Here is a 26,331-nt window from a genome sequence, read left to right as displayed (position 1 = left end):
CCTGTGGGATGGCGGGGTGGGTCCGGTTACGGGGGACGCTGCAAGTACGTCCATGTAAGCTCGGTCGCCGCATCCATGCGGCTCACGCCCCCGCAACCGGACCCACCCCGCCTTTGACAGATTCTCGCGAGCTGCCGGCGCCCTGTGTAGAGCCGAGCCATGCTCGGCTCAAATCTCACAGATATCGAAATGTTCGATTTCAATGGACGCTCATTCACGCACGGCGTGGATCTACCCGATCGCGAAAATCTGTCAGAGGTGGGGCGGTGTGGGCTTGCAGGACCGTTGGCGCCATGGATGGCGCCATCGAGCCCCCATGGGTGAGGACGGTTTGTTTGCGAAGCACTGCTTCGCAAGCGCCCGAACGCACAGCCGCCAGCGGCTGGGCCGGACCCCGGAGGGGGGTTTACGGCGTGTCCTGCAAGCCCACACCGCCCCGCCATCCCACGGAATGCCTACTTTTGCTGTTGCTGTTGCTGTTGCTGTTGCCTTGGCTTGAAGCCTCTGCAGGTACAGGGCCGCAGGCCCTGCCGAACCACCCTCACTCCGCCACGTGCTCGACCTGCCGTGGCTCCGGCTTGGTATCGGGCAGCTGCCAGAAGATCATCGTCGAAGTCAGCGTGATCGCGCCTACGCACAGGAACGTGGCATGCAGCGCGGCGGTCGCGCTGTTGCTGTCCAGGTGGTTGCCGAACGCGGCCAGCAGGCTGCCCGCAGCGGCGGCACCGAAACCAGCGGCGAGCATCATCACCATCGACAGCAGGCTGTTGCCGGAACTGGCGAATTCGCGGTCCAGGTCGCGCAGGGTTACGGTGTTCATCACGGTGAACTGCAGCGAATTGACCGCACCGAAGAACGCCAGCTGCAGCAGGCGCCAGGCCAGGTGCTGGCCCGGTGTCATCAGGATGAAGCTGGCCATCGCCAGGCCCACCAGCACGGTGTTGACCATCAGTACGCGGCGGTAGCCGTAGCGCTCGACCAGCTTTACCGCCAGCTTCTTCGACACCATGCCGGCCGCCGCCACCGGCACCATCATCAGGCCGGCGTTCATCGGGCCCAGGCCCAGGCCGACCTGCAACAGCAACGGGATCAGCATCGGCATGGCGCTGCTGCCGATGCGCGAGAACAGGTTGCCGAGGATGCCGATGCGGTAGCTGGGCACGCGGAACAGCGCCAGCGAGAACAACGGCGCGGTGGAGTTGGCGGCGTGCAGCCAGTAGCCCACCAGCGCCGCCAGGCCGGCCACGGTCATCAGCATCACCAGTGCGTGTGGCGTGCCGAGCCCGGAGATGCCGTCCAGTGCCAGCGACAGCACCACCATCGCAAAGGCCAGCATGACGTAGCCGCGCAGGTCGAAGCGGGTGCGATGGCTGGCGTAATGGTCGGGCATGATCTTCATCGCGGCGATGAAACCGATCACGCCGATCGGCAGGTTGATCAGGAACACCCAGTGCCATGAGGCGATCTCGACCAGCCAGCCGCCCAGCGTGGGGCCGATCAGCGGGCCGACCAGCGCGGGGATGGCGATGAAGCTCATCGCGCGCAGGAAATCCTCGCGTGGCACCGAGCGCATCACCGCCAGCCGGCCGACCGGCAGCAGCATCGCACCGCCGATGCCCTGCAGCACGCGCGCACCGACCAGCTGGTGCAGGTGCTGGGCCAACGCGCAGGCCAGCGAGCCGAGGGTGAACAGGATGATCGCCACCAGGAAGGTGCGCCGGGTGCCATAGCGGTCGGCGATCCAGCCCGAGGCGGGAATGAAGGTGGCCACCGCCAGCGCATAGCTGAACACCACCGACTGCATCTGCAGCGGGCTCTCGCCCAGGCTGGCCGCCATCGCCGGCAACGCCGTGTTGACGATGGTCGAGTCCAGCATCTGCATGAAGATCGCCAGGGACACCAGCCACAGCAGGGGACGCTGGCGGTTGTAGGTCGATGGCGATGTGGACATGGGGTGCGGCCGGTGCAGCGTGGGGGCCGCCATGATCGCGCACTGCGGGTCACGGCGCGATCAAGGTCGCGCCGTACCTGCATGCGGAATGCTCAGCGTTGGCTGTGCGCGTGCACTGCGTCGACCAGCACCTGTACATGCGCCGGGTCCATGTCTGGCGACATGCCATGGCCGAGGTTGAACACATGGCCCTCGCGCGAGCCGCCGTTGCCGGCGGCATAGGTGTCGAGCACGCGCGCGGCAGCGGCGGCGATCGCATCCGGCGAGGCGTACAGCGTGGTCGGGTCGAGGTTGCCCTGCAGGGCGACGCGGCCGCCGGTGCGGCGCATGGCCTCATCCAGGTCCAGCGTCCAGTCCAGGCCCAGCGCGTCGGCGCCAGTCTGCGACAGTGCTTCCAGGTGCAGGCCGGTGCCCTTGCCGAACAGGATCAGTGGCGTGCGTTCGCTGCCTTGGCCACGGTCCAGGCCTTCGGCGATGCGCTGCAGGTAGCGCAGCGAGAACTCGCGGTACATTGCCGGCGACAGCACGCCGCCCCAGGTGTCGAACACCTGCAGCGCCTGCGCACCGGCGGCGCGCTGCGCGCCGAGGTAGGCGATCACGGCGTCGGTGGTGACCTCCAGCAGGCGGTGCAGGGCCTGCGGGTGGTTCAGTGCCATGGCCTTGATGCGCGCAAAGTCCTTGCTGCCACCGCCTTCCACCATGTAGCAGGCCAGTGTCCACGGGCTGCCGGAGAAGCCGATCAGCGGCACCTGGCCGTCCAGTTCGCGGCGGATCAGGCGCACCGCATCCATCACGTAGCCCAGGTCCTGTTCCATGTCCGGCACCGCCAGCCGGGCGATGGCGGCTTCGTCACGCACCGGGTGGCGGAACTTCGGGCCTTCGCCTTCGACGAAGTACAGCTCCAGGCCCATCGCATCGGGAATGGTGAGGATGTCCGAGAACAGAATGGCCGCATCCAGCGGGAAGCGGCGCAGCGGCTGCAGGGTGACTTCGCAGGCAATCTCCGGGGTCTTGGCCATGGCCAGGAAGCTGCCGGCCTTGGCCCGGGTCGCGCGGTACTCCGGCAGATAGCGGCCGGCCTGGCGCATCAGCCAGACAGGGGTGCAGTCCACCGGTTCGCGGCGCAGGGCGCGCAGCAGGCGATCGTTGCGGAGAGGGCTGGTCACGATGGGCATTCCTTGGACGAAAGTTGGCAGCGGCGTCAGTCGCCGTGCGAGAGGATCTGGAAACCGCGATGCAGTTCGGCATCGCGGGCCTTCTCAAAGGCGTGGCGGGCTTCGTCAGCCTGCAGGAACAGCTCGCGCCGCAACTGCGAGCGGCTGCCGACGCGACCGCTCTCGCGCAGCAGCTCCCAGCCGCCGAACAGGTCCGGCAGCAGGCTCAGGCGCAGGAAGCGCGGTGCCTGCGCGCCGGCGTCGGGATGTTGCAGGTAGACGTGCATGCCGACGATTGTAGCGGGGCCAGAGTGACCCCGGCCGCAACGCGGCCGTGCCGGTCGCTGGCCGGCAATCCTGCCGCGCAGCCCGGTCGTGCCGGCCGCTGGCTGGCAATCCTCCCGCGCATCCCGGTAGTGCCGGCCGCTGGCCGGCAATCCCCTCGCGCATCTCGGCTCTACCGGCCCGACAGCACCTTCAGCACCGCCGCCTCATCCACGTCCGGCACCACTTCGGCACGCCCCATGCCGCGCCACAGCACCAGGCGCAGGCGGCCGGCCACGTTCTTCTTGTCCAGGCGCATGCGGCCGAGCAGGGCCTGCGGGTCGAGCCCGGCCGGGATTGCCACCGGCAGGCCCAGGCGTTCCAGCAGCGCCTGCAGGCGCGCGCGGTCGGCATCGTCGGCCAGGCCCAGGTCGGTGGACAGCTTCGCCGCCAGCACCATGCCCACCGCCACCGCCTCGCCATGGTTCAGCGCATCGCGGCCGGGCGCGGAGTAGCCCTGCTCGGTTTCGATGGCATGGCCGAAGGTGTGGCCGAGGTTGAGCAGGGCACGCTCGCCCTTCTCGAATGGATCGCGCTCGACGATGGCGGCCTTGTGCCGGCAGCTGCGCGCGATGGCTTCGGCCAGCGTGGCATCCTCGCCGGCCAGCAGCGCATCGGCATGCTGCTGCAGCCATTCGAAGAACACGGCATCGCCCAGCGCGCCGTACTTCACCACTTCGGCCAGGCCGGCACGCAGCTCGCGCGCTGGCAGGCTGGCCAGCACGCGGGTATCGGCGATGACCGCGCGCGGTGGATGGAAGGCGCCGACCAGGTTCTTGCCGGCGGGAATGTCGACCGCGGTCTTGCCACCGACAGACGAATCGACCATCGCCAGCAGGGTGGTGGGCAGCTGCACGCAGTCCACGCCCCGCATCCAGCAGGCCGCGGCGAAGCCGGCGAGATCACCGACCACGCCGCCGCCCAGCGCGAACACGCAGGCATCGCGGGTGGCGCCGAGCGCAGCCAGCGCTTCGATGGCACGGCCGAATTCGGCCAGCGTCTTGGAGGCTTCGCCGGCGGCCAGCACGTGCTCGCCGACGATCAGGTCGGGGCGTGCGGCCAACAGCGTCTGCTTGGCCGACGCCAGATAGCGCGGAGCCACTTCGCTGTCGCTGAGCAGCAGCACATGGCGGCCGCGCACGTGTGAAACCAGTGCAGCGCCATCGGCCAGGGCACCGGCGCCGATAGTGATGGAGTAGGGGCGATCGCCGCCAACGGCGACCTGCAGCAAGGCGGGGGAAATCATGTGGTCATGTCCTGGCGCTGCCATTGCGTGGCCAGCTTGACTACCAGTTGGGCAGTCGCGTCGGCAGCGGTATACGGGTCGGTATCGAGCGTGAGGTCGGCCAGTTCTCGGTACAGCGGGTCGCGCTGTGCGGCCAGATCATGCAGCACCTGCTCGCGGTCCGGGCGCTGCAGCAGCGGCCGGCCCTTGTCGCGGGCCAGGCGTTCCAGCTGCGCGGCCACGCCGACCCGCAGGTAGACCACGAAGCCGCGCCGGGCAATCAATGCGCGGTTGCCCGGATCCAGCACCGCTCCGCCGCCGGTGGAGACCAGTTGGCCTCGGCCTTCCAGCACGCGGGCCAAGGCCTGCCGCTCATGGCTGCGGAAGCCGGCTTCGCCGGCGTGCTCGAAAATGGTCGGGATGCTGGCGCCGGCGGCGTCGACGATGGCCTGGTCGACATCGACGAAGTCCAGCGTGAAACGCTCGGCCAGGCGGCGGCCGATGCAGGTTTTGCCGGCGCCCATCGGGCCGATCAGGATCAGGTTCGGAGCAGGATTCATGCCCTCTGATGCTAACACCTCCGTGCCCTGGCCTTTACGTCCTTCACGTCAGGGTAGGCGTTCCTGCGGGGTTTCCCGCGCCAACCGGAGTACAGGCCATGACGGTCGCCAAGGTCATCGAAATCACCGCCTCCTCGCCGAAGAGCGTGGAGGACGCCGTGCGCAGCGGTCTGAAGAAGGTCTCCGAGACGGTCAAGGGCATCCAGGGCGCCTGGGTGAACGAGACCAAGGTGGTCACCAATGGCAGCGGCGAAATCACCGAATGGCGGGTCAACCTGCGGGTGACCTTCCTGGTGGAATAGGCGCGCTCAGCGCACGTCCTGCACCTGTCGCTGGCCGTCCAGCACCACCACGTGGTCGGCCAGGGCGGGCAGGGCATGCAGCGCCTGGCGGCTGACCCGCTCGTAGTACTGCACGAAGCGCTCCAGCTGTGGCCGGCTCATGCCGTGCCGGCCCGGCTGCGCGGCCTGCAGATTCTGCTCCTGCTGCCAGCGCCAGCGCGGTACCACCGAGAAATCCGGCGGCTGCAGGAACCACAGGCGGTCGCAGCGCTGCCACAGCGCCGGGTAGTCGCGGGCGAGCGCCTGGTTGCACCAGCGCCGCCAGCGACCATCGGCGTCGGCTTCGCGCTCCAGTGCGTTCAACGGGCTGTCCAGCGCGGCGTCATCCTGCGCCGGCGTGCCCAGGAACCAGCCTTCGAACACCAGCAGATCGAGGGGCTGCTCGATACGCGGCCATTGCGCTTCGTGCACGCGTTCGTCGGCCAGCTTGTCGAAGCGGGGCATCGCCAAAGGCTGGCGTGCGGTTACGGCGTCGAGCACCGCGTGGGCCAGCGTCAGGTCGTGGGTGCCCGGCGGGCCGCGCGTGATCAGCAGCGGATGCACCTGGCGGGCCAGCCGCTGCCGCTGTGCGCGGGTCAGGTAGACATCATCGATGGACAGCGTGGCGGCGTTCAGGCCGCGCGACTGGGCGCGCGCCACCACCTGCGCGGCCAGCGTCGATTTGCCGCTCCCCTGCAGGCCGCTGATCGCCAATACTGGAACCGCTGCGCCGCTGCCCAGTGCATCGTCCAGCACCTGTTCGGCCAATGTTTCGGGGAATCCTTTCACCTGGGGCATATACGCAGCAGCGGCCATGCAGCCACAATAGCCCAATCCGTGTGAGAAGAACGCAATCATGAGCGACCTGTACGCAGAAGCCCTGTCCACGTTTGCCGCCCTGTTCGAAGAGGCCAGGCAGAGCCGCGAGGTCGAGCCGAACGCGATGACGGTGGCCACCGCCGATACGCAGGGCCGTCCCTCGGCGCGCACCGTGCTGCTGAAGGCCTTCGACGAGCGCGGCTTCGTCTTCTATACCCACCTGGACAGCCACAAGGGCCGTGAGCTGCACGCCAATCCGCAGGCCGCGCTGTTGTTCCTGTGGCGCAGCCTGCGCGAGGCCGGCATCCAGGTACGCATCGAGGGCCGTGTCGAGCAGGTCGCCGATGCTGAGGCCGACGCCTATTTCGCCAGCCGCCCGCGCATGAGCCAGATCGGCGCGTGGGCCTCGCAGCAGTCGAAGACGCTGGCAACGCGCGAGGAGTTCGACGCGCGTGTGGCCGAGGTCGATGCGCGCTTCGAAGGCAAGGACGTGCCGCGCCCCGACGGCTGGAGCGGCCTGCGCGTGGTGCCTGACCGCATCGAGTTCTGGTACGGCGCGCAGTTCCGCCTGCACGAACGCTGGTGCTATGAAGCCGGCGCCGAAGGGCGCTGGAGCAAGCGCCTGCTGTATCCGTAAGTCAGGGCGGTGCCGGGGCTGCTGTAGAGCCGAGCCCATGCTCGGCTGTTGTCCCTGCAGAAGCAGCCGAGCATGGGCTCGGCTCTACAAACCTGCCGCGCGCAGCCAGCGCCATAGCGTGGTGCGTGATACGCCCAGCGCCTGTGCCATGCCCTCGCGGTCATTGCGATGTTCCTGCAGCAATGCTTCCAGCTGCGCACGCGGCGGGCGTTTGCCGTTGCTTTCCAGCGGCAGTGCCGTCGCGCCTTCGCTTGCCAGCTCGGGCGCAAGCTGCAGCAGTCGCGCGGCATCGATCAGCCCTTCACCGGGTTGCCAGTGGATGCGTAGTCGATCCACCAGATTGCGCAGTTCGCGCACGTTTCCGGGCCACTGGGCTGCGCTCAGCACCGTCAGTGCATCCTCATCCAATGGCGCGTCGATGCCACGCAGCTGGCGGAAGAAGTGCTGTGCCAGCAGCGGGATGTCCGAACGCCTCGCCCGCAGCGAGGGCAGGGCAATCCGCAGCGCGGCCAGGCGGTAGTAGAGGTCGCGACGGAAACTACCGGTCGCCGCACGCTGCTCCAGCGACTGCAGGGTCGCGGCCACCACGCGAAGGTCGACCGGGGTCGGTTCGGTGGCGCCGACACGCAGTACCTCGCGTTCTTCCAGCACCCGCAGCAGGCGGGTCTGCAGTGGCAGCGGAAGTTCGCCGATTTCATCCAGGAACAGGGTGCCGCCGTCAGCGGCCTCGACCAGGCCAACGCGGCCGCCACGACGTGCGCCGGTGAAGGCGCCATCGCTGTAGCCGAACAGCTCCGCTTCCAGTAGCGATTCGCTGATGGCGCCGCAGTTCAGCGCCACGAAGCGCCCGCGACGGCCGCTGGCGGCGTGCAGTTGGCGCGCCACCAGTTCCTTGCCGGTGCCGGTTTCGCCGGTGACCAGCACGGTGCTGTCATGCGGTGCGTAGAGCGCGATTTGAGCGCGTACCTGCGCCATCAAGTCGCTGTCGCCGAGCAGTTCGTGCGCGTCGCTGCGCACTGCCGGGCGCCGGCGCGGTGCAGCGCGGTTGCTGCCGGAACGTGCCAGGGTCTGGGTCAGTTCGAGGGCGTGTTCGAACGCCTGCCGTACCGAATCGGCGGAGTACAGCAGCACGCCGGGCAGGCCGGCCTGCTCGGCATGGTCGATGGCCATGCCGGTGCCGACGATCACCTCGATGCCGTTGGCGCGCAGGTCGGCGATGCAGTCGCGCGCGTCCTCGCGGGTGACGAAGCGGCGATGCTCGATATCCAGGCCGAAACTCTGCTGGAAGTTGCTGAACACCGGCACGTCGCTGGCGTGGGTGACCAGGCCGATGCGGCTGGCTATGCGGCGGGCACGGGCCAGCGCTTCCATCAGGTCGAAGCCGTTGGCCTGGATCGGCACCAGTGGCAGCTCCAGCCGGCCGCGTAGCCAGGCGGCATTGGAGCCGCCGGCGATCACTACGTCGCAATGCTCACGGCGCAGGCGTTTGCCGATCACGTCCACGGCTTCCTCGAAGCCGAGGTTGATCTGCTCGATGCGCGCACGGCGGTCGAACTCGGGGATGACGTCGCCGAGCAGGCCGGTCAGGCGCGAAACGCTGACGGTCCAGATCACCGGACGGCCGGGGTCGGCATCGGCGTGGCGCAGCGGGGTGCGGGGCAGGTACATGACGGCAACAATTGGTCGGAATGTTTCATGATACATCCGTTTCAATGTTTCATATGTTTCACTGTTGCGGGGTGGTCATGTCTGTGAAATCAAAGACTTGCAGCTTGGCACGGGGCTTGCGCCCTCTGTCCCGTACTTCAACCTGGATCGCCGCATGACCGCTTCCGCCCCTTTCTCCGCCGGTGCCCGCTTCCGTGAGGCGCTGGCTGCCGAATCGCCGTTGCAGGTGATCGGCGCGATCAACGCCAACCACGCCCTGCTGGCCAAGCGCGCCGGCTTCCGCGCCATTTACCTGTCTGGCGGCGGTGTTGCCGCGGGCTCGCTGGGCCTGCCGGACCTGGGCATCAACACCCTGGAAGACGTGCTGGTGGACGTGCGCCGCATCACCGATGTCTGCGACCTGCCGTTGATGGTCGACATCGACACCGGCTTCGGCCCGAGCGCGTTCAACATCGCGCGCACCGTGAAGTCGCTGATCAAGGCCGGCGCGGCCGCCTGCCACATCGAAGACCAGGTCGGCGCCAAGCGCTGCGGTCACCGCCCGGGCAAGGAAATCGTCTCGCAGGGTGAAATGGTCGACCGCGTGAAGGCCGCTGCCGATGCCAAGACCGACCCGGACTTCTTCCTGATCGCGCGTACCGATGCCATCCAGGTGGACGGCGTGGACAAGGCGATCGAGCGCGCCATCGCCTGCGTCGAGGCCGGTGCCGACGGCATCTTCGCCGAGGCCGCCTACGATCTGGACACCTACCGCCGCTTCGTGGACGCGGTGAAGGTGCCGGTGCTGGCCAACATCACCGAATTCGGTGCCACCCCGCTGTTCAGTCGCGATGAACTGGCCTCGGCCGGCGTCGCCATCCAGCTGTTCCCGCTGTCGGCGTTCCGCGCGGCCAACAAGGCGGCCGAGAACGTGTACCAGGCGGTGCGCCGCGATGGCCATCAGCGCAACGTGGTGGAGACCATGCAGACCCGCGAAGAGCTGTACGACCGCATCGGCTATCACGCCTTCGAGCAGCAGCTCGATGCGCTGTTCGCCGCCAAGAAATAAGCAGTACCCTGCACCATCAAGTTTCGGAGGGAAACATGAACGATACGACCGCAACCCCCACCTTCAAGCCGAAGAAGTCCGTCGCCCTGTCCGGCACCGCTGCCGGCAACACCGCGCTGTGCAGCGTGGGCCGCAGCGGCAACGACCTGCACTACCGTGGCTATGACATCCTGGACCTGGCCAACACCAGCGAATTCGAGGAGATCGCCTACCTGCTGGTGCACGGCAAGCTGCCGACCCGCGCCGAGCTGGTTTCGTACAAGGCCAAGCTGAAGTCGCTGCGTGGCATCCCGGCGGCGGTGAAGGCCGCGCTGGAAGAACTGCCGCCGTCGGCACACCCGATGGACGTGATGCGCACTGGTGTCTCCGTGCTCGGCTGCGTGGCGCCGGAGAAGGACGACCACAACCACCCGGGCGCGCGCGACATTGCCGACAAGCTGATGGCCTGCCTCGGCTCGATGCTGCTGTACTGGTACCACTGGAGCCACAACGGCCGTGCCATCGACGTGGAAACCGACGATGACTCGATTGGTGGCCACTTCCTGCACCTGCTGCACGGCGAGAAGCCGCAGGACTCGTGGGTGAAGGCGATGCACACCTCGCTGATCCTGTACGCCGAGCACGAGTTCAACGCCTCGACGTTCACCTGCCGGGTCATCGCCGGCACCGGCAGCGACATGTACAGCGCGATTTGCGGTGGCATCGGCGCGCTGCGCGGTCCCAAGCATGGCGGTGCCAACGAAGTGGCGTTCGAAGTGCAGAAGCGCTACGACAACCCGGATGAAGCCGAGGAAGACATCAAGGCCCGTGTCGAGCGCAAGGAAGTGGTGATCGGCTTCGGCCACCCGGTCTATACCGTGTCCGACCCGCGCAACAAGGTGATCAAGGACGTGGCCCGCGAGCTGTCTGAAGAGCAGTCGAGCATGAAGATGTACGACATCGCCGAGCGCCTGGAATCGGTGATGTGGGACATCAAGAAGATGTTCCCGAACCTGGACTGGTTCAGCGCCGTCAGCTACCACATGATGGGCGTGCCGACCGCGATGTTCACTCCGCTGTTCGTGATCGCCCGCACCGCCGGCTGGAGCGCGCACATCATCGAGCAGCGCATCGACGGCAAGATCATCCGCCCGAGCGCCAACTACATCGGTCCGGAAGACCGCGACTTCGTCGCCATCGACAAGCGCGTCTGATCCACCTGCTGTATTCATCCGGCCGGCCGCGTGCCGGCCGGATGCTCTCGCCGCCGCACCGCCGGCACCCGGCCCGCCCCAAGCATTCCGCCAGCCCATGAATACCGATTACCGCAAGAACCTCCCCGGCAGCGCGCTGGACTATTTCGACGCGCGTGCCGCCGTCGATGCGATCCAGCCCGGCGCCTACGCCACTCTGCCGTACACCTCGCGCGTGCTGGCCGAGAACCTGGTGCGCCGCTGCGATCCGGCCACGCTCGGCGATTCGCTGAAGCAGCTGATCGAGCGCCGCCGCGACCTCGATTTCCCATGGTTCCCCGCACGCGTGGTCTGCCACGACATCCTCGGCCAGACTGCTCTGGTGGACCTGGCCGGCCTGCGTGATGCGATTGCTGACAAGGGCGGTGACCCGGCCAAGGTCAATCCGGTGGTGCCGGTGCAGTTGATCGTCGATCACTCGCTGGCGGTGGAATGCGGTGGCTACGATCCGCAGGCCTTCGAGAAGAACCGCGCCATCGAGGATCGCCGCAACGAAGACCGTTTCCACTTCATCGACTGGACCAAGCAGGCGTTCCAGAACGTGGACGTGATTCCGCCGGGCAACGGCATCATGCACCAGATCAACCTGGAGAAGATGTCGCCGGTGGTCTACGTGCAGGACGGCGTGGCCTTCCCGGATACCTGCGTGGGCACCGACAGCCACACCCCGCACGTGGATGCGCTGGGTGTGATCGCCATTGGTGTGGGCGGTCTGGAAGCGGAGAACGTGATGCTCGGTCGTGCCTCGTGGATGCGGCTGCCGGACATCATCGGCGTCGAGCTGACCGGCAGGCCGCAGCCGGGCATCACCGCCACCGACGTGGTGCTGGCGCTGACCGAATTCCTGCGCAGGGAGCGCGTGGTCGGCGCGTACCTTGAATTCTTCGGCGAGGGGGCGGCGGCACTGACCATCGGTGACCGCGCCACCATCTCCAACATGTGCCCCGAATACGGCGCGACCGCCGCGATGTTCTACATCGACGGGCAGACCATCGATTACCTGCGCCTGACCGGCCGCGAGGAATCGCAGGTGGCGCTGGTGGAGAACTACGCCCGCACCACTGGCCTGTGGGCTGACGACCTGGCCACCGCGCAGTACGAGCGCGTGCTGCGCTTCGACCTGTCCAGCGTAGTGCGCAACATGGCCGGCCCGTCCAACCCGCACAAGCGCGTGGCGACCGCCGAGCTGGCCGAGCGCGGCATCGCCGACGAGGCCAAGCTGGCAGCGGGCAAGGCCGAGCAGGCGCAGGGCCTGATGCCCGATGGCGCGGTGATCATCGCCGCCATCACCAGCTGCACCAACACCTCCAACCCGCGCAACGTGATCGCCGCAGCACTGTTGGCGCGCAAGGCCAACGAACGTGGCCTGCTGCGCAAGCCGTGGGTGAAGTCCTCGCTGGCGCCGGGTTCCAAGGCCGTGCAGCTGTACCTGGAAGAATCCGGTCTGCTGCCGGACCTGGAACAGCTCGGCTTCGGCATCGTCGCCTTCGCGTGCACTACCTGCAATGGCATGAGTGGTGCGCTGGACCCGAAGATCCAGCAGGAAATCATCGACCGTGACCTGTACGCAACGGCTGTGCTGTCGGGTAACCGCAACTTCGATGGCCGCATCCACCCGTACGCCAAGCAGGCCTTCCTGGCCTCGCCGCCGCTGGTGATCGCCTATGCCATCGCCGGCACCGTGCGCTTTGATATCGAGAAGGACGTGCTGGGCGTGGACGCCGATGGCAACGAGGTGCGCCTGAAGGATATCTGGCCGAGCGATGCCGAGATCGACGCGGTGGTGAAGGCCTCGGTGAAGCCCGAGCAGTTCCGCAAGGTCTACAACCCGATGTTCAACGTGCGCGTGGAGAACGGTGCCGCAGTCAGCCCGCTGTACGACTGGCGCCCGCAGAGCACCTACATCCGTCGTCCTCCGTACTGGGAGGGCGCACTGGCCGGCGAGCGCACGCTGGCAGGCATGCGCGCGCTGGCGGTGCTGCCGGATAACATCACCACCGATCACCTGTCGCCGTCCAACGCGATCCTGGCGTCGAGTGCCGCCGGCGAATACCTGGCGAAGATGGGCCTGCCGGAAGAGGACTTCAATTCCTACGCTACCCACCGCGGTGACCACCTGACCGCACAGCGCGCCACCTTCGCCAACCCGAAGCTGTTCAACGAAATGGTGCGCAACGACGATGGCAGCGTGAAGCAGGGTTCGCTGGCGCGCGTGGAGCCGGAAGGCAAGGTGATGCGCATGTGGGAAGCGATCGAGACCTACATGGAGCGCAAGCAGCCGCTGATCATCATCGCCGGTGCCGACTACGGCCAGGGCAGCTCGCGTGACTGGGCCGCCAAGGGCGTGCGCCTGGCAGGTGTGGAAGCGATCGTGGCCGAAGGCTTTGAACGCATCCACCGCACCAACCTGATCGGCATGGGTGTGCTGCCGCTGGAGTTCAAGCCGGGCACCACCCGCCTGACCCTGGGCATCGACGGCACCGAGACCTTCGACGTGATCGGCGAGCGCACCCCGCGCGCCGACCTGACCCTGGTCATCCACCGCCGCGACGGCCAGGACGTGATCGTGCCAGTGACCTGCCGCCTGGACAGCGACGAGGAAGTGGCGATCTACGAAGCCGGTGGCGTGCTGCAGCGCTTCGCCCAGGACTTCCTGGAAGGCGCCAAGGTGGCGTAAGACATCCGACGGCCCGGCAACGGGCCGTCTTTCTTTGCAAGGAACACATCCATGACCTTCCTCCCGCAACTCCGTATTCCCGCCACCTACATGCGCGGCGGCACCAGCAAGGGCGTGTTCTTCCGCCTGCAGGACCTGCCCGAAGCCGCGCAGGTGCCGGGCGCCGCACGCGATGCGCTGCTGATGCGCGTGATCGGCTCGCCCGATCCGTATGGCAAGCAGACTGACGGCATGGGGGGCGCCACCTCCAGCACCAGCAAGTGCGTGATCATCTCCACCGCCTCGGTGCCGGACCACGATGTGGACTACCTGTACGGGCAGGTCTCGATCGACACCGCCTTCGTCGACTGGAGCGGCAACTGCGGCAACCTCAGTACTGCAGTGGGTCCGTTCGCGATCGCCAACGGCCTGATCGATCCGTCCCGCGTGCCGCGCGATGGCCTGTGCACCGTGCGCATCTGGCAGGCCAACATCGGCAAGACCATCATCGCCCACGTGCCGATGCGCGATGGCGAAGTGCAGGAGACCGGCGATTTCGAGCTGGATGGCGTGACCTTCCCGGCCGCCGAGATCCAGCTGGAATTCATCGATCCATCCGATGACGGCGATGCGGGCGCGATGTTCCCGACCGGCAACCTGGTCGATACCCTGGACGTGCCGGGCGTTGGCAGTTTCGAGGTGACCATGATCACCGCCGGCATTCCGACCATCTTCCTCAATGCGGCCGACCTGGGCTACACCGGCACCGAGCTGCAGCCTGCAATCAACGAAGACAAGGCGGCGCTGCAGAAATTCGAGGCCATTCGTGCTTACGGCGCGCTGCGCATGGGCCTGATCCCGAAACTGGAAGACGCCGCCACCCGCCAGCACACGCCGAAGGTGGCGTTCGTGGCTCCAGCGCAGGATTACGTATCCTCCAGCGGCAAGGCCATTCCGGCCTCGGCCATCGACCTGCACGCGCGGGCGCTGTCGATGGGCAAGCTGCACCACGCGATGATGGGCACTGCCGCGGTTGCAATCGGTACCGCAGCGGCGATCCCGGGCACGCTGGTCAATCGCGCGGCCGGTGGTGGCGAACGCGAATCGGTGACCTTCGGCCATCCCTCCGGTACGTTGCGCGTGGGTGCGCAAGCCGGTCTCGTTGACGGCCAGTGGACAGTGACCAAGGCCATCATGAGCCGCAGCGCCCGCGTGCTGATGGAAGGCAAGGTGCGGGTGCCGGCCGAGTGATGCTCGGGTAACCGCCAACCGGGGTTGGCATGGTGCACGGGCAACCGTGCACTCCCACGAGGAGGCCCACGATGTCCGGCAGCCACACCCGATCCAACGAGCGTGCAGCGTGGGATGCGCTGCTTGTGGACATCGTCGACTACGTGCGGGACGCGCGGATCGACTCGCCATTGGCCTTCCAGACCGCACACCACTGCCTGCTCGACACGCTCGGCTGCGGCCTGGAAGCACTGTCCTTCCCGGCCTGCAGCAAGCTGCTCGGTCCCCTGGTGCCGGGCATCAGCGTGGTCAACGGTGCGCGCGTGCCGGGTACGCATTACGTGCTGGACCCCGTGCAGGCGGCTTTCAACCTCGGCGCAATGGTGCGCTGGCTGGATTTCAACGACACCTGGCTGGCCGCGGAATGGGGCCATCCCTCGGACAACCTGGGCGGCATCCTCGCCGTCTGCGATTGGCTGGGGCGCAACGCGCAGGCCCTGCGCCGCCTGGCGCCCACGGTGCACGACGTGCTGCTGGCGATGATCAAGGCGCACGAGATCCAGGGCGTGCTGGCGCTGCAGAACTCCTTCAACCGGGTGGGGCTCGACCACGTGGTGCTGGTCAAGGTGGCCACCACGGCCGTGGTCGCCCAACTGCTCGGGCTGGACCGCGAGCGCATGCTCAATGCGCTGTCACTGGCCTGGGTCGATGGCCAAGCGCTGCGCACCTACCGGCACGCTCCCAACACCGGCTCGCGCAAGAGCTGGGCGGCCGGCGATGCGACCAGCCGTGGCGTGCGCCTGGCCTTGATGGCGGCCAGTGGTGAGATGGGCTATCCCAGCGTGCTGAGCGCGCCAACCTGGGGCTTCGAGGCCGTGTCCATGCGCGGTCAGGCACTGACGCTGGGGCGACCGCTGGGCAGCTATGTGATGGAGAACGTGCTGTTCAAGATCAGCTACCCGGCCGAGTTCCACGGCCAGACCGCAGTGGAGGCCGCGGTCATGCTGCACCAGCACTTGCGTGCGATGGGGCGGCGGGTCGAGGACATCGCGCACATCGCGATCCGGACCCAAGAAGCCTGCATCCGCATCATCGACAAGCAGGGCCCGTTGCACAATCCCGCTGACCGTGACCACTGCGTGCAGTACATGGTCGCGATCGCGCTGCTGCACGGGCGGTTGACGGCCGAGGACTACGAGGACGATGTGGCGGCGGATCCGCGCATCGATGCGCTGCGCGCGAAGATGACCTGCCATGAAGACCCGCAGCTCAGCGCCGATTACCTGGACCCTGAGAAGCGCAGCATCGCCAATGGCCTGAGCGTGCGCTTCACCGATGGCACCGCGCTGCCGGAGGTGCTGGTGGAGTACCCGCTGGGCCACGCGCGCCGTCGCGAGGAAGGCATTCCGTTGCTGATGGACAAGTTCCGCCGGCACTTGGCCCGCCGCTTCCCGACCAGCCAGCAGCAGCGCATCCTGGCCGCATCGCTGGACCCGGTGGCCCTGGCGGCAATGCCGGTGACCGACTACGTGGACCTGTATCTGCCGGGCTAGGGCGATCGGTAGTGCCGGCCGCTGGCCGGCAATCCCATCCAACCTGCCATGCCGGTTGCCGGCCAGCGGCCGGCACCACCCGCACCCGCGGCAATTGCCGAAATCGCGTCAACACCTTGACGCGGCCTGCCTATAATGGCCACCTCGATCAAGGAGTGACGACATGAGCGGTCCGGCACGGCGGAAGCGGTGGGGATGGGCGGCGGCGGTACTGGCAGGAGGCCTGTTGCTGGGCCTGGCCGGCTGCCGCAATGACAGCGGGCAGCTGCCCAAGGCCAGCGGTGAAGCCATCACCACCAAGGCCGAGCAGGTGAAGGAATTCACCCTGCTGCGTGCCTACCCGGACCAGAAGAATGACGGCCTGTCGCTGGCGCTGGAGTTCTCGCGCCCGCTGGTCGGCACCCAGGATTTCGACACGCTGGTGCGCTTCGAGGAGAAGGTCGGCACCGACGACAGCAGCTGGACGCTGTCCGATGACGGCCTGACCCTGCGCTACCCGTTCGTCGAGGCCGGCAAGGAATTCAGCCTGGTGGTCTCGCCGGACCTGCTGGCCGCCGATGGCAGCCGGCTGGGCAAGGAACTGAAGCAGAAGGTGTTCAGTGGCGAGCTGAAGCCGGTGGTTGGGTTCGCCTCGCAGGGCAGCGTGCTGCCGGCCAAGGACAGCCGTGGCCTGCCGGTGGTCTCGGTGAACGTGCCGGAAGTGGACGTCGAGTTCCTGCGCGTGCGCGAGAAGGACCTGCCGACCTTCTTCAGCCAGTACCAGCGCGGTGGCCGCCGTGGCAGCTGGGAGCTCAGCAGCGACTACGAGCGCAGCCCGATCAACAAGCTGGCCGAGCCGGTCTACGTCAACCGCTTCATCCTTGGCGGCAAGCAGAACGAGCGGGTGCTGACCTACCTGCCGACCCAGGACATCAAGGAACTGCAGGAGCCGGGCCTGTACTTCGCACTGCTCAAGCGCACCGGCGACTATGAGGGCGAATTCGATACCGCGTTCTTCTCGGTCAGTGACATCGGCCTGCACACCCGGGCCTACAAGGACAAGCTGTTCGTGCATACCGCCGGTCTCAAGGACGGCGCGCCGCTGAAGGGCATCGACCTGCGCGTGCTCGACGCCAAGGGCGAGGTGGTGCTGAAGGGCAGCACCGACGGCAACGGCAATGCGCTGCTGAACTACACCCTGGATGCCACCCACGTGCTGGTCGCCAGCAGCGGCAAGGACACCAGCTTCCTGCCGTTCAACCAGCCAGCGCTGGACCTGAGCGAATTCGCCGTGGCCGGCCGCGACAACGCATGGTTCGATGTCTATGCCTGGTCCGGCCGCGACCTGTACCGCCCGGGCGAGACCGTGCGCCTGTCCGCGCTGCTGCGTGACAACGATGGCAAGCCGGTCAAGGCGCAACCGGTGTTCCTGCGCCTGAAGCAGCCCGACGGCAAGACGTTCCGCGAGACCCGCCTGCAGCCGGGTGAACAGGGCTACATCAATTTCGAGCAGGTGATCCCCGCCGAGGCGCCGACCGGGCGCTGGCAGGTCGAGTTCCGCACCGACCCGGCCAGCAAGGAAGCGATCCAGGGCATGACCCTGCGCATCGAGGAGTTCCTGCCCGAGCGCATGAAACTGGACCTGGACAGCGCGCAGAAGACGCTGAAGCCGGGTGAGGACCTGCGCCTGCAGGCCAATGGTGCCTATCTGTACGGGGCACCGGCCGATGGCAACCGCTTCACCGCGCGCATGGCGGTGGCCGCCGAGCAGCAGCCGGTGGAAGGCCTGCCGGGCTACTTCTTCGGTGACCCGACCCTGCAGCTGCCGCGCGAAGCCAAGGACGTGATCGACACCACGCTGCCGGCCAACGGCCAGCTGCGCGAGGACGTGGCATTGCCGGAAGAGGCGGCCAAGGCCAAGGCACCGATTGCCGTGGTGCTGTCCGGCAGCCTGTATGAAACCGGTGGCCGCACGGTCACCCGTACCCTGAAGCGGGTGATGTGGCCGGCCAACGCGCTGGTCGGCGTTCGCCCGCTGTTCAACCCCGAGGACGGTGCCGACTCCAACGGCAACGCGCGCTTCGAGCTGATGCGCGTGGATGCCACCGGCGCGCCGCAGCCGGCCAAGGGCCTGAAGATCACCCTGGTGCGGGAACTGCGCGACTACCACTGGACCTTCAACGACAACCGTTGGGACTACGATTTCACCCGCCGTTTCGAGAACAAGGAAACGCGCACCGTCGATGCCGGCGGCAGCGCGGTCGCCTTCGATTTCCGGGTGGAGTGGGGCGAGTACCGCGTGGACGTGTTCGATCCGTCCACCGGCCTGACCAGCCGCTACCCGTTCCGCGCCGGCTGGAGCTGGGGCGATGACAACCGCGGCCTGGACGCGCGCCCGGACAAGGTCAAGCTGGGCCTGGACAAGACCGGCTACAAGGCCGGCGACACCCTGGAAGTGACGGTGACCCCGCCGCATGCCGGCAAGGGCATCCTGATGGTCGAGACCGACCGCATGCTGTACGTGCAGGACATCGAGGCCAAGCCGGGTTCGACCTTCAAGATTCCGGTCACCGCTGACTGGGAACGCCACGACGTCTACATCACCGCGCTGGTGTTCCGTGGCGGCAGTGCGCCGAGCAAGATCACTCCGGCCCGTGCCGTGGGCGTGGTGCATGTGCCGATGGACCGCAAGGGCCGCACCGTGGCCGTCGGCCTGGCCGCGCCCAAGCAGATGCGCCCGGAGCAGGACCTGCCGGTGACGGTCAGCGCACCACAGTTGGCCGGCAAGATGGCGCACGTCACCGTCTCGGCGGTGGACGTGGGCATCCTCAACATCACCCGTTTCCCGGTGCCCGACGCCGGCGCGCACTTCTTCGCCCAGCGTCGCCTCGGCATCGATGCCTATGACATCTACAGCCGGGTGATCGAGAGCTTCGATGGTGGCAGCGGCAAGCTGAAGTTCGGTGGCGACATGGCACTGCAGGCATTGCCGCAGGCCAAGCGCCCGACTGCGCGCGTGCAGACCGTGGACCTGTTCTCCGGCCCGGTGCAGCTCGATGCCAAGGGCAATGCCCGCATCCGCCTGAAGGTGCCGGACTTCAACGGTACCCTGCGCGTGTCGGCGCTGGTCTACAGCGATGACCAGTACGGCAAGCGCGACGTGGAAACCATAGTACGCGCACCGATCCTGGCCGAAGCCAGCATGCCGCGCGTGCTGGCCCCGGGCGACCGCAGCACCGTGACCCTGGACGTGCAGAACTTCACCGGCAAGCCGGGCCAGTTCAACGTGAAGGTGGAAAGCGAGGGCCCGCTGAACCTGGGCGAGGGCAGCCGCAGCGTGCAGTTGAATGCCGACGCCAAGACCACGTTGAGCTTCCCGCTTTCGGCACGCGAGGGCCACAGCGTGGCCAAGGTGCGGGTGCGGGTGGACGGCAACGGCTTCAAGGCCGATCGCCGTTACGACCTGCCGGTGCGTGCGGCGTGGCCGCAGGTGCTGCGCTCGCAGGTACGCACGCTGGATCCACTGGCCGCGGTCAGCCTCGACAACAGCCTGACCGACGGCCTGATGGCCGAGTCGGTGAACGCGCGCCTGCTGGTCAGCCCGCTGCCGCCAATCCCGTTCGCCAGTGCCCTGCAGGGCGCGTTGAACTACCCCTACGGCTGCGCCGAGCAGACCACCAGCAAGGGCTACGCCGCACTGATCCTGGACCAGGCGACGTCGTCGATGCTCGGTGCCGACGGCCTGGATGCCAAGACCCGTCGCGAGCGCATGGAAGGTGCGTTCGGTCGCCTGGCGTCGATGCAGGTGGCCAACGGCAACTTCTCGATGTGGGGTGACGACGGCTACGTGAACCCGTGGCTGACCCCGTACATCACCGAGTTCCTGCTCGACGCCAAGGATGCCGGTTTCGCGGTGCCCGACAACGTGCTGCAGAAGGCGCTCAACCGGCTTAGCGAGGATCTGCTGTCCGGCGGCAACCAGTTCTACGGGCAGGACGACCGCGAGAAGCTGAAGTTCGCCAACCAGGCCTATTCGGGCTACGTGCTGGCCCGGGTCAACCGTGCACCGCTCGGTACCCTGCGCACGCTGTACGACAACGAGCGCAGCAAGGCGGTGGGCGGCCTGTCGCTGGTCCACCTGGGCGTGGCGCTGTCACTGCAGGGCGATGCCAAGCGTGGCCAGGCCGCGCTGGCGGCGGCCTTTGCCAAGTCCAGCAGCGAGCGCCTCTCGTACTTCGGCGACTACGGCAGTGCGATCCGTGATGACGCGCTGATGATCGCGCTGACCCACGAAAACAAGCTGGCCAAGCCGGCCTGGGATGCACGTGCGGTTGACCTCGGCCGCGGCCTGGATGCGCGCCGCAATGCCGGCTGGATGTGGCTGAGCACGCAGGAACAGGTGGCGATTGCACGTCTCGGCAAGGCGCTCGCCGCCAACCAGAAGGCGCTGGTGGCCGGTGAACTGGTGATCGGTGGCAACAGCGAAGCCATCGGCGAGCGCAAGCTGTTCGGCCGCAACTTCAGCGCCAGTGAGCTGGCCAGCGGTGTGCGCTTCACTCCGCAGGGGCAGCCGCCGATGTTCGCCAGCATCGACGTGGCCGGCATCCCGCGCAGCGCACCGGCGCCGGACAACAGCGTGCTGGGTATTGAACGGAGCTACTTCGGTACCGATGGCAAACCGTGGTCGCCGCGACCGCTGAAGGAAGGCGAAGCACTGATCGTGCGCGTCACCGTCACCGCCGACACCACGATGCCCGATGCGCTGCTGACCGACCTGCTGCCGGCGGGCCTGGAGATCGAGAACTTCAACCTGGGCGACGCCAAGCAGTGGGCCGATGTGGTGGTCGATGGCATCACCATCAGCGACCGCGGTGAAGCGGCCGATACCAAGCACGAGGAGTTCCGCGACGACCGCTACGTGGCTGCGCTGAAGCTCTCGCGTGGCAGCAAGGCCAACGTGTTCTACCTGGTGCGCGCGGTGACCCCGGGTACCTACTCGGTGCCGCCACCGCTGGTGGAGGACATGTACCGGCCGCAGCTGCGTGGCGTTGGCCGCAGCAACCCGACCACGATCACGGTGGTGCAGCCTTGATCCCACGGATGGGCCGCGACGGCGCGGCCCGTCCAGCTGGCAAGCTCCAATGCGGCACGCTGCAATGAAGAACAGGATGACGACCCGGCTGGCAGCCCTGCGCCGCCGGCTGCAGCCTCTGTGGCCGTGGCTGCGCTGGGGCATGGCCGCCACGCTGGCACTGCTGCTGGTGCTGGATTTCGCCTTCCCGCCCCCGCTGCCGAAGCAGCGCGAAACCAGCACTCTGGTGGTGGCCGCCGACGGCACGCCACTGCGTGCGTTCGCCGATGCCGAGGGCGTGTGGCGTTATCCTGCCTCGATCGACAGCGTCTCGCCGCTGTACCTGCAGGCGTTGCTGACCTACGAAGACCGCTGGTTCTGGCGCCATCCGGGGATCAACCCGGTGGCGATGCTGCGTGCCAGCGGCCAGCTGCTGCGCGGCGGCCGCATCGTGTCCGGCGGTTCGACCCTGACCATGCAGGTGGCGCGCATTCTCGACCCGCACTCGCGCACGCCTTGGGGCAAACTCAAGCAGATGCTGCGCGCGGTGCAGCTGGAAGTGCACCTGAGCAAGCAGCAGATCCTGGCCCTGTATCTGGAGCGCGCGCCCTACGGCGGCACCATCGAAGGCGTGGAAGCGGCCAGCTGGGCCTATCTGGGCAAGCCGGCGGCGCAGCTGTCACATGCCGAGGCCGCGTTGCTGGCGGTGCTGCCGCAGGCGCCGAGCCGGCTGCGCCCGGACCGCCACCCGGAAGCGGCACAGAAGGCACGCGACAAGGTGTTATCACGCATGGCCGAGCTGGGCGTGTGGACAGCCGAAGAGGTGGACGATGCGCGCATCGAGAACGTGGTGGCGCGCTCGCTGCGGCCGCCGCTGCACGCCGCGTTGCTGGCGCAGCGCCTGCATTCGGCGCATCCGGGCCGGGCACGCATCCAGAGCAGCATCGACATCGGCCTGCAGCGCACGCTGGAGGAACGCGTGGCCAGCTATTTCTCGACGCTGCCCGAGCGCACCTCGGCCGCGCTGCTGGTGGTCGACAACCAGACCCTGCAGGCGCGTGCCTATGTCGGCACCCTGTCCTTCGGCGACCGCCAGCGGCTCGGCCACGTGGACATGGTGCAGGCTTGGCGCTCGCCGGGCTCCACGCTCAAGCCGTTCCTTTATGCGATGGCGCTGGATGATGGCCTGATCCATTCGGAAAGCCTGCTGGTCGATGCGCCGCAGAGTTTCGGCAGCTACCGCCCCGGCAACTTCGACATGGCCTTCAACGGGCCGATCGGCGCGTCAAGCGCTTTGCGGTTGTCACTGAACGTGCCCTCGGTGGACCTGCTGCAGCGGGTCGGCGCCGCGCGCTTCGCTGCACGTCTGTCGCACGCGGGCATCCAGCTGCGTTTCCCGCCAGGCAGTACGCCCAATCTGTCGCTGATCCTGGGCGGCACCGGCGCGCGGCTGGAAGACCTGGTCGGCGCATTCGCTGCACTCAACCGCAATGGCATCGCCGGGCGCGTGCGCTACACCGATGACGAGCCGATGATCGAGCGGCGCCTGGCCTCGCCGGGTGCCAGCTGGATCGTGCGCGAGATGCTGGAATCGAATCCGCGGCCGGGGTACAGCGTCGGGACGTTCGATGTCGGTGGCCGCCCGCGCGTGGCGTGGAAGACCGGCACCAGCTACGGGTACCGCGATGCGTGGGCGATCGGCAGTACCCGCCACTACACCGTGGGCGTGTGGGTGGGCCGGCCGGACGGCACACCGCTACCGGGCCAGTACGGCGCGGTGACCGCGCTGCCGCTGATGTTTGAGGTGGTGGACAGCCTGCCGCGCCAGCGCGGTGATTCGGCGGCCGCGCCGATGCCGGCCAGTGTCAGCCAGGAAGATGTCTGCTGGCCCACCGGCGAACGTGCCGAGGGGCTGCCCACGGCACTCTGCCAGCGCAGGATGCCGGCTTACCTGCTTGATGGCGCCGCACCGCCGACCTTCCCCGAGCGCGAAGCACGGCGCTGGCAACCGGGTCGGCAGCGCTACCTTGCCGATGCGCGTACCGGTCTGCGCGTGTCAGCCGATTGCCGCTTGCCGCACGAAGAAGTAGCGCGCGAGATCGCGCGCTGGCCAGCGTTGCTGTCGCCATGGCTGTCCAAGGCCACGCGCGAAGCCTCGCAGCTGCCGGCGCTGTCGCCGGACTGCCGTGATGATGGCCGCGAGGCCAGCGTTGCGCTACACATCGATGGGCTCAACGATGGCGCCACGCTGGCGCGCGCGCCGAATTCGGAACATGGCGTACGCCTGCAGCTGCGCGCGCTGGGCAGCGAGCAGGCGGTGGAGTGGCTGCTGGATGGACGCTGGATTGCGCAGACCCACGGCGCGCAGCTGATGCAGCGAGAGTTCGCCGAACCCGGCACGCACACCCTGACCGCGTTGGCAGCCGACGGCGCCTGGACGCAGGTGCGGTTCAACGTCCTGCGCTAGATGCCGACCTAGGATGGCACTTCCCGCATGTTGTCACGCTGCTGTAGAGCCGAGCCCATGCTCGGCTGCTCCTGCGACGTGCGTGCCGCGGTCAGCCGAGCATGGGCTCGGCTCTACAACGTCGTAGATGGCAGCGATCGCGTGGCGTAGCGACTACTCCCCGATCCACCCATCCAGCAGGTCGGCGAACTCGTCGGCGTGCTCTTCTTCCTGCGCCAGGATCTCTTCAAGGATGCGCTTGGTGGTGGTATCGCGGTCACCGATGAAGTTGATCATCTCGCGATAGCTGTCGATGGCGATGCGCTCGGCCACCAGGTTCTCGCGCACCATGTCGCGCAGGTCGCTGCCTTCCTTGTATTCGGCGTGCGAACGCGCGGTCAGCGTATCCGGGTTGAGATCCGGCTCGCCGCCCAGCTGGACGATGCGCTCGGCCAGCTTGCCGGCATGCGCCTGCTCCTGCTGTGCATGCTCGAGGAACTCGGCTTTCACCGCGTCGGCCAGCATGCCCTTGGCCATGAAGTAGTGCCGGTAGTAGCGCAGAACGCAGACGTACTCGGTGGCCAGTGCGTCGTTGAGCAGCTTGATCACTGCCTCGCGGTCGGCATTGTAGCTGTCGGTGATCGCACCATCTTCGATGTTGCGCCGGGCGCGTTCGCGCAGGGTCTTGCGGTCGCTGATGCCGGCAATTTCCGCGGCGGGCTTGCTGGCTTTGGCTGGCTGCGTGGACATGGCTGGCCGTTTCCTTCTGCGGTGGGGAATCAGGTGGGGAGATGCTCCAGCACGTACTCGGCCGAAGACACTTCGAACTGGCCGGGCTGTTCAACCCAGGCCTCTCGAACTACGCCGTCGTCGACGTACAGGGCAAAACGACGCGAGCGGATTCCCATGCCCGACGCGCTCGCATCAAGCTCCAGACCCAAGGCGCGGGTCAGCTCGGCATTGCCGTCGGACAGCATCAGAAGGCCGTCGGGCACGCTCTGGTCGGCGGCCCAGGCCTTCATCACGAATGGGTCGTTGACGGCCATGCAGTAGACGTCGATGCCGCGCTGGCGGAAGGCCTCGAACTTTTCGACGTAGCCGGGAAGGTGACGCGCCGAGCACGTCGGGGTGAACGCGCCGGGCACGGCGAACAGCACCACCTTGCGCGCATCGAACAGCGAATGCGTGTCGAGTGTTTCGATGCCCTCACGGATGCGCTTGAGGGTCACTTCCGGGATGCGGTCGCCGACATGGATGGTCATGGGAACTCCTTGCTGGGGCAGGCTAGTGGGCCGGATGGGACAGGGGCGTCAAGACATTGGAAACCCGGTGTGCAGGCCCCATCTTCACGTTTTGCGGCGAGGCCTTCCAGCCACAGCGTGACGCATGGGGATGGCAACCGCATTGCGCAGGATCAGTCGGCCTCACCGGGGCCGCACGAGGGGCGGCGTAGCCTCGCAGGCGCGTAGAATGAACCCGGGGCGGCGCCACCGGCGCGGCCGAAGCGAATCGAGGTAGCTGGATGGAATTCAAGGATTACTACGCCACCCTGGGGGTGGAACCGAGCGCGGGCGAGGCGGAGATCAAGACCGCCTACCGCCGGCTGGCACGCAAGTACCACCCGGACGTCAGCAAGGAGGCTGGGGCCGAAGACAAGTTCAAGGCGGTCAACGAGGCCTACGAGGCGCTGCGTGATCCGGAAAAGCGCGCGGCCTACGACCAGCTGCGCGCGCAGGGCTATCGCCCGGGCGAGGAGTTCAACGTGCCGCCGAACTACGGCGGCGCCGGTGGTTTCAATTTCGAGGAAGTGTTCGGCGGCGGCGGCCCCAACGGCGGCTTCAGCGACTTCTTCGAAAGCCTGTTCGCGCGCCAGCGCGGTGGAGCGGGCGCGGGGGCCGGTCCGGGCTTCAGCAGCCAGGGCCATGCGCCCAACCGCGATACCCGCGCCAAGCTGTCGGTGCCACTGGAAGCGGCCTACAGCGGCGACAGCCTGCGCATCACCGTCAACGGCAAGCAGCTGGACGTGCGCGTGCCCAAGGGCATCCGCCCGGGCCAGGTGATCCGCTTGGCAGGGCAGGGCAACCATGGCGGCAATCTGCTGCTGGAGGTGGAATACGCCGCCCACCCGCAGTTCGAGGTCGATGGTCGCAACATCCTCTATACGCTGCCGCTCACGCCGTGGCAGGCCGCGCTGGGCACCAGCATCAGCGTGCCGACCCTGGGTGGTGCGGTGGAACTCAAGATTCCGGCCGATTCCGATGCCGGCCGCAAGCTGCGCCTGCGCGGGCGTGGCCTGCCGGGCAACCCGGATGGCGACCAGATCGTCGAGATCGAGATCTTGGCCCCGGCTGCGACCGATGAGGCGCAGAAGAAGGCGTACCGCAATCTGGCCAAGGCGTTCGGCGAGACCATTTGAAGGTGGTGCCGGCCGCTGGCCGGCAACTTCATTGCCCTGGAC

General features: G+C 67.5%; 19 protein-coding genes. 10 read left to right on the top strand and 9 right to left on the bottom strand.

Annotated features, from left to right (window positions below; translation table 11 throughout):
* Positions 1 to 541 precede the first annotated feature (541 nt).
* From mdtD to N5C25_RS06980, 5 genes are all read right to left on the bottom strand, one after another.
* Entirely contained in the window at positions 542 to 1,951 is a 1,410-nt protein-coding gene (gene mdtD, locus N5C25_RS07000) for a multidrug transporter subunit MdtD (RefSeq protein ID WP_026347030.1), read from the bottom strand.
* 92 nt (positions 1,952 to 2,043) lie between these two features.
* Positions 2,044 to 3,126 (bottom strand): uroporphyrinogen decarboxylase, encoded by a 1,083-nt coding sequence (gene hemE / locus N5C25_RS06995; RefSeq protein ID WP_058981152.1) that lies wholly within the window; start codon positions 3,124 to 3,126, stop codon positions 2,044 to 2,046.
* A gap of 26 nt (positions 3,127 to 3,152) precedes the next feature.
* Positions 3,153 to 3,392, bottom strand: coding sequence for a WGR domain-containing protein (locus tag N5C25_RS06990; RefSeq protein ID WP_014038141.1), 240 nt, complete (start codon positions 3,390 to 3,392; stop codon positions 3,153 to 3,155).
* Between the two features lie 170 nt (positions 3,393 to 3,562).
* Positions 3,563 to 4,675 (bottom strand): 3-dehydroquinate synthase, encoded by a 1,113-nt coding sequence (aroB, locus tag N5C25_RS06985; RefSeq protein WP_058981154.1) that lies wholly within the window; start codon positions 4,673 to 4,675, stop codon positions 3,563 to 3,565.
* Positions 4,672 to 5,214: a shikimate kinase gene (locus tag N5C25_RS06980; RefSeq protein WP_058981156.1), complete on the bottom strand. Its 543-nt coding sequence runs from the start codon at positions 5,212 to 5,214 to the stop codon at positions 4,672 to 4,674. The genes aroB and N5C25_RS06980 overlap by 4 nt, the downstream gene beginning before the upstream one ends.
* Positions 5,215 to 5,312: 98 nt before the next feature.
* Here N5C25_RS06980 and N5C25_RS06975 point away from each other — a divergent pair, with 98 nt between their 5' ends.
* Entirely contained in the window at positions 5,313 to 5,516 is a 204-nt protein-coding gene (locus N5C25_RS06975; RefSeq protein WP_005410663.1) for a dodecin family protein, read from the top strand.
* Between the two features lie 6 nt (positions 5,517 to 5,522).
* Here the strand turns inward: N5C25_RS06975 and N5C25_RS06970 are convergent, their stop codons facing one another.
* A complete protein-coding gene (locus N5C25_RS06970; protein WP_251103194.1) occupies positions 5,523 to 6,350 on the bottom strand; it encodes a kinase in 828 nt (275 codons plus the stop codon).
* 40 nt (positions 6,351 to 6,390) lie between these two features.
* Here N5C25_RS06970 and pdxH point away from each other — a divergent pair, with 40 nt between their 5' ends.
* Entirely contained in the window at positions 6,391 to 6,990 is a 600-nt protein-coding gene (pdxH, locus tag N5C25_RS06965; RefSeq protein ID WP_262212649.1) for a pyridoxamine 5'-phosphate oxidase, read from the top strand.
* Positions 6,991 to 7,074: 84 nt separating this feature from the next.
* On the opposite strand, the gene prpR is transcribed toward pdxH, so the two are convergent.
* Positions 7,075 to 8,658, bottom strand: a complete 1,584-nt coding sequence (gene prpR / locus N5C25_RS06960; protein WP_262212650.1) for a propionate catabolism operon regulatory protein PrpR — start codon at positions 8,656 to 8,658, stop codon at positions 7,075 to 7,077.
* A 154-nt stretch (positions 8,659 to 8,812) separates the two neighbouring features.
* Here prpR and prpB point away from each other — a divergent pair, with 154 nt between their 5' ends.
* The 7 genes from prpB (at position 8,813) to pbpC (ending at position 23,894) form a co-directional block, all read left to right on the top strand.
* Positions 8,813 to 9,706: a methylisocitrate lyase gene (gene prpB / locus N5C25_RS06955; protein ID WP_005418360.1), complete on the top strand. Its 894-nt coding sequence runs from the start codon at positions 8,813 to 8,815 to the stop codon at positions 9,704 to 9,706.
* 35 nt (positions 9,707 to 9,741) lie between these two features.
* Complete coding sequence (gene prpC, locus N5C25_RS06950; protein ID WP_005418357.1) at positions 9,742 to 10,899, top strand: 2-methylcitrate synthase; 1,158 nt, start codon at positions 9,742 to 9,744, stop codon at positions 10,897 to 10,899.
* 97 nt (positions 10,900 to 10,996) lie between these two features.
* On the top strand, positions 10,997 to 13,615 hold the full coding sequence (acnD, locus tag N5C25_RS06945; RefSeq protein WP_251103190.1) for a Fe/S-dependent 2-methylisocitrate dehydratase AcnD: 2,619 nt from the start codon (positions 10,997 to 10,999) through the stop codon (positions 13,613 to 13,615).
* A gap of 51 nt (positions 13,616 to 13,666) precedes the next feature.
* Entirely contained in the window at positions 13,667 to 14,845 is a 1,179-nt protein-coding gene (gene prpF, locus N5C25_RS06940) for a 2-methylaconitate cis-trans isomerase PrpF (protein ID WP_262212651.1), read from the top strand.
* 71 nt (positions 14,846 to 14,916) lie between these two features.
* Positions 14,917 to 16,377, top strand: a complete 1,461-nt coding sequence (locus tag N5C25_RS06935; RefSeq protein ID WP_279936669.1) for a bifunctional 2-methylcitrate dehydratase/aconitate hydratase — start codon at positions 14,917 to 14,919, stop codon at positions 16,375 to 16,377.
* Positions 16,378 to 16,540: 163 nt separating this feature from the next.
* On the top strand, positions 16,541 to 21,448 hold the full coding sequence (locus N5C25_RS06930; protein WP_262212653.1) for an alpha-2-macroglobulin: 4,908 nt from the start codon (positions 16,541 to 16,543) through the stop codon (positions 21,446 to 21,448).
* A 64-nt stretch (positions 21,449 to 21,512) separates the two neighbouring features.
* Positions 21,513 to 23,894 (top strand): penicillin-binding protein 1C, encoded by a 2,382-nt coding sequence (gene pbpC, locus N5C25_RS06925; RefSeq protein ID WP_279936668.1) that lies wholly within the window; start codon positions 21,513 to 21,515, stop codon positions 23,892 to 23,894.
* A gap of 153 nt (positions 23,895 to 24,047) precedes the next feature.
* Here the strand turns inward: pbpC and N5C25_RS06920 are convergent, their stop codons facing one another.
* Together N5C25_RS06920 and N5C25_RS06915 are read right to left on the bottom strand one after the other, a co-directional pair.
* Positions 24,048 to 24,623 (bottom strand): ferritin-like domain-containing protein, encoded by a 576-nt coding sequence (locus N5C25_RS06920; RefSeq protein ID WP_058980963.1) that lies wholly within the window; start codon positions 24,621 to 24,623, stop codon positions 24,048 to 24,050.
* A 29-nt stretch (positions 24,624 to 24,652) separates the two neighbouring features.
* The gene (locus tag N5C25_RS06915; RefSeq protein ID WP_005410646.1) at positions 24,653 to 25,135 is read right to left on the bottom strand and encodes a peroxiredoxin; all 483 of its coding nucleotides are present in this window, start codon (positions 25,133 to 25,135) and stop codon (positions 24,653 to 24,655) included.
* A gap of 260 nt (positions 25,136 to 25,395) precedes the next feature.
* Here N5C25_RS06915 and N5C25_RS06910 point away from each other — a divergent pair, with 260 nt between their 5' ends.
* A complete protein-coding gene (locus N5C25_RS06910; protein ID WP_058980965.1) occupies positions 25,396 to 26,289 on the top strand; it encodes a DnaJ C-terminal domain-containing protein in 894 nt (297 codons plus the stop codon).
* Positions 26,290 to 26,331: the final 42 nt, after the last annotated feature.

Origin of the sequence: Stenotrophomonas sp. GD03958, from assembly GCF_029839005.1 — a bacterium.
GTDB lineage: Bacteria > Pseudomonadota > Gammaproteobacteria > Xanthomonadales > Xanthomonadaceae > Stenotrophomonas > Stenotrophomonas hibiscicola.
This window is presented reverse-complemented; position numbering and strand designations above follow the sequence as displayed.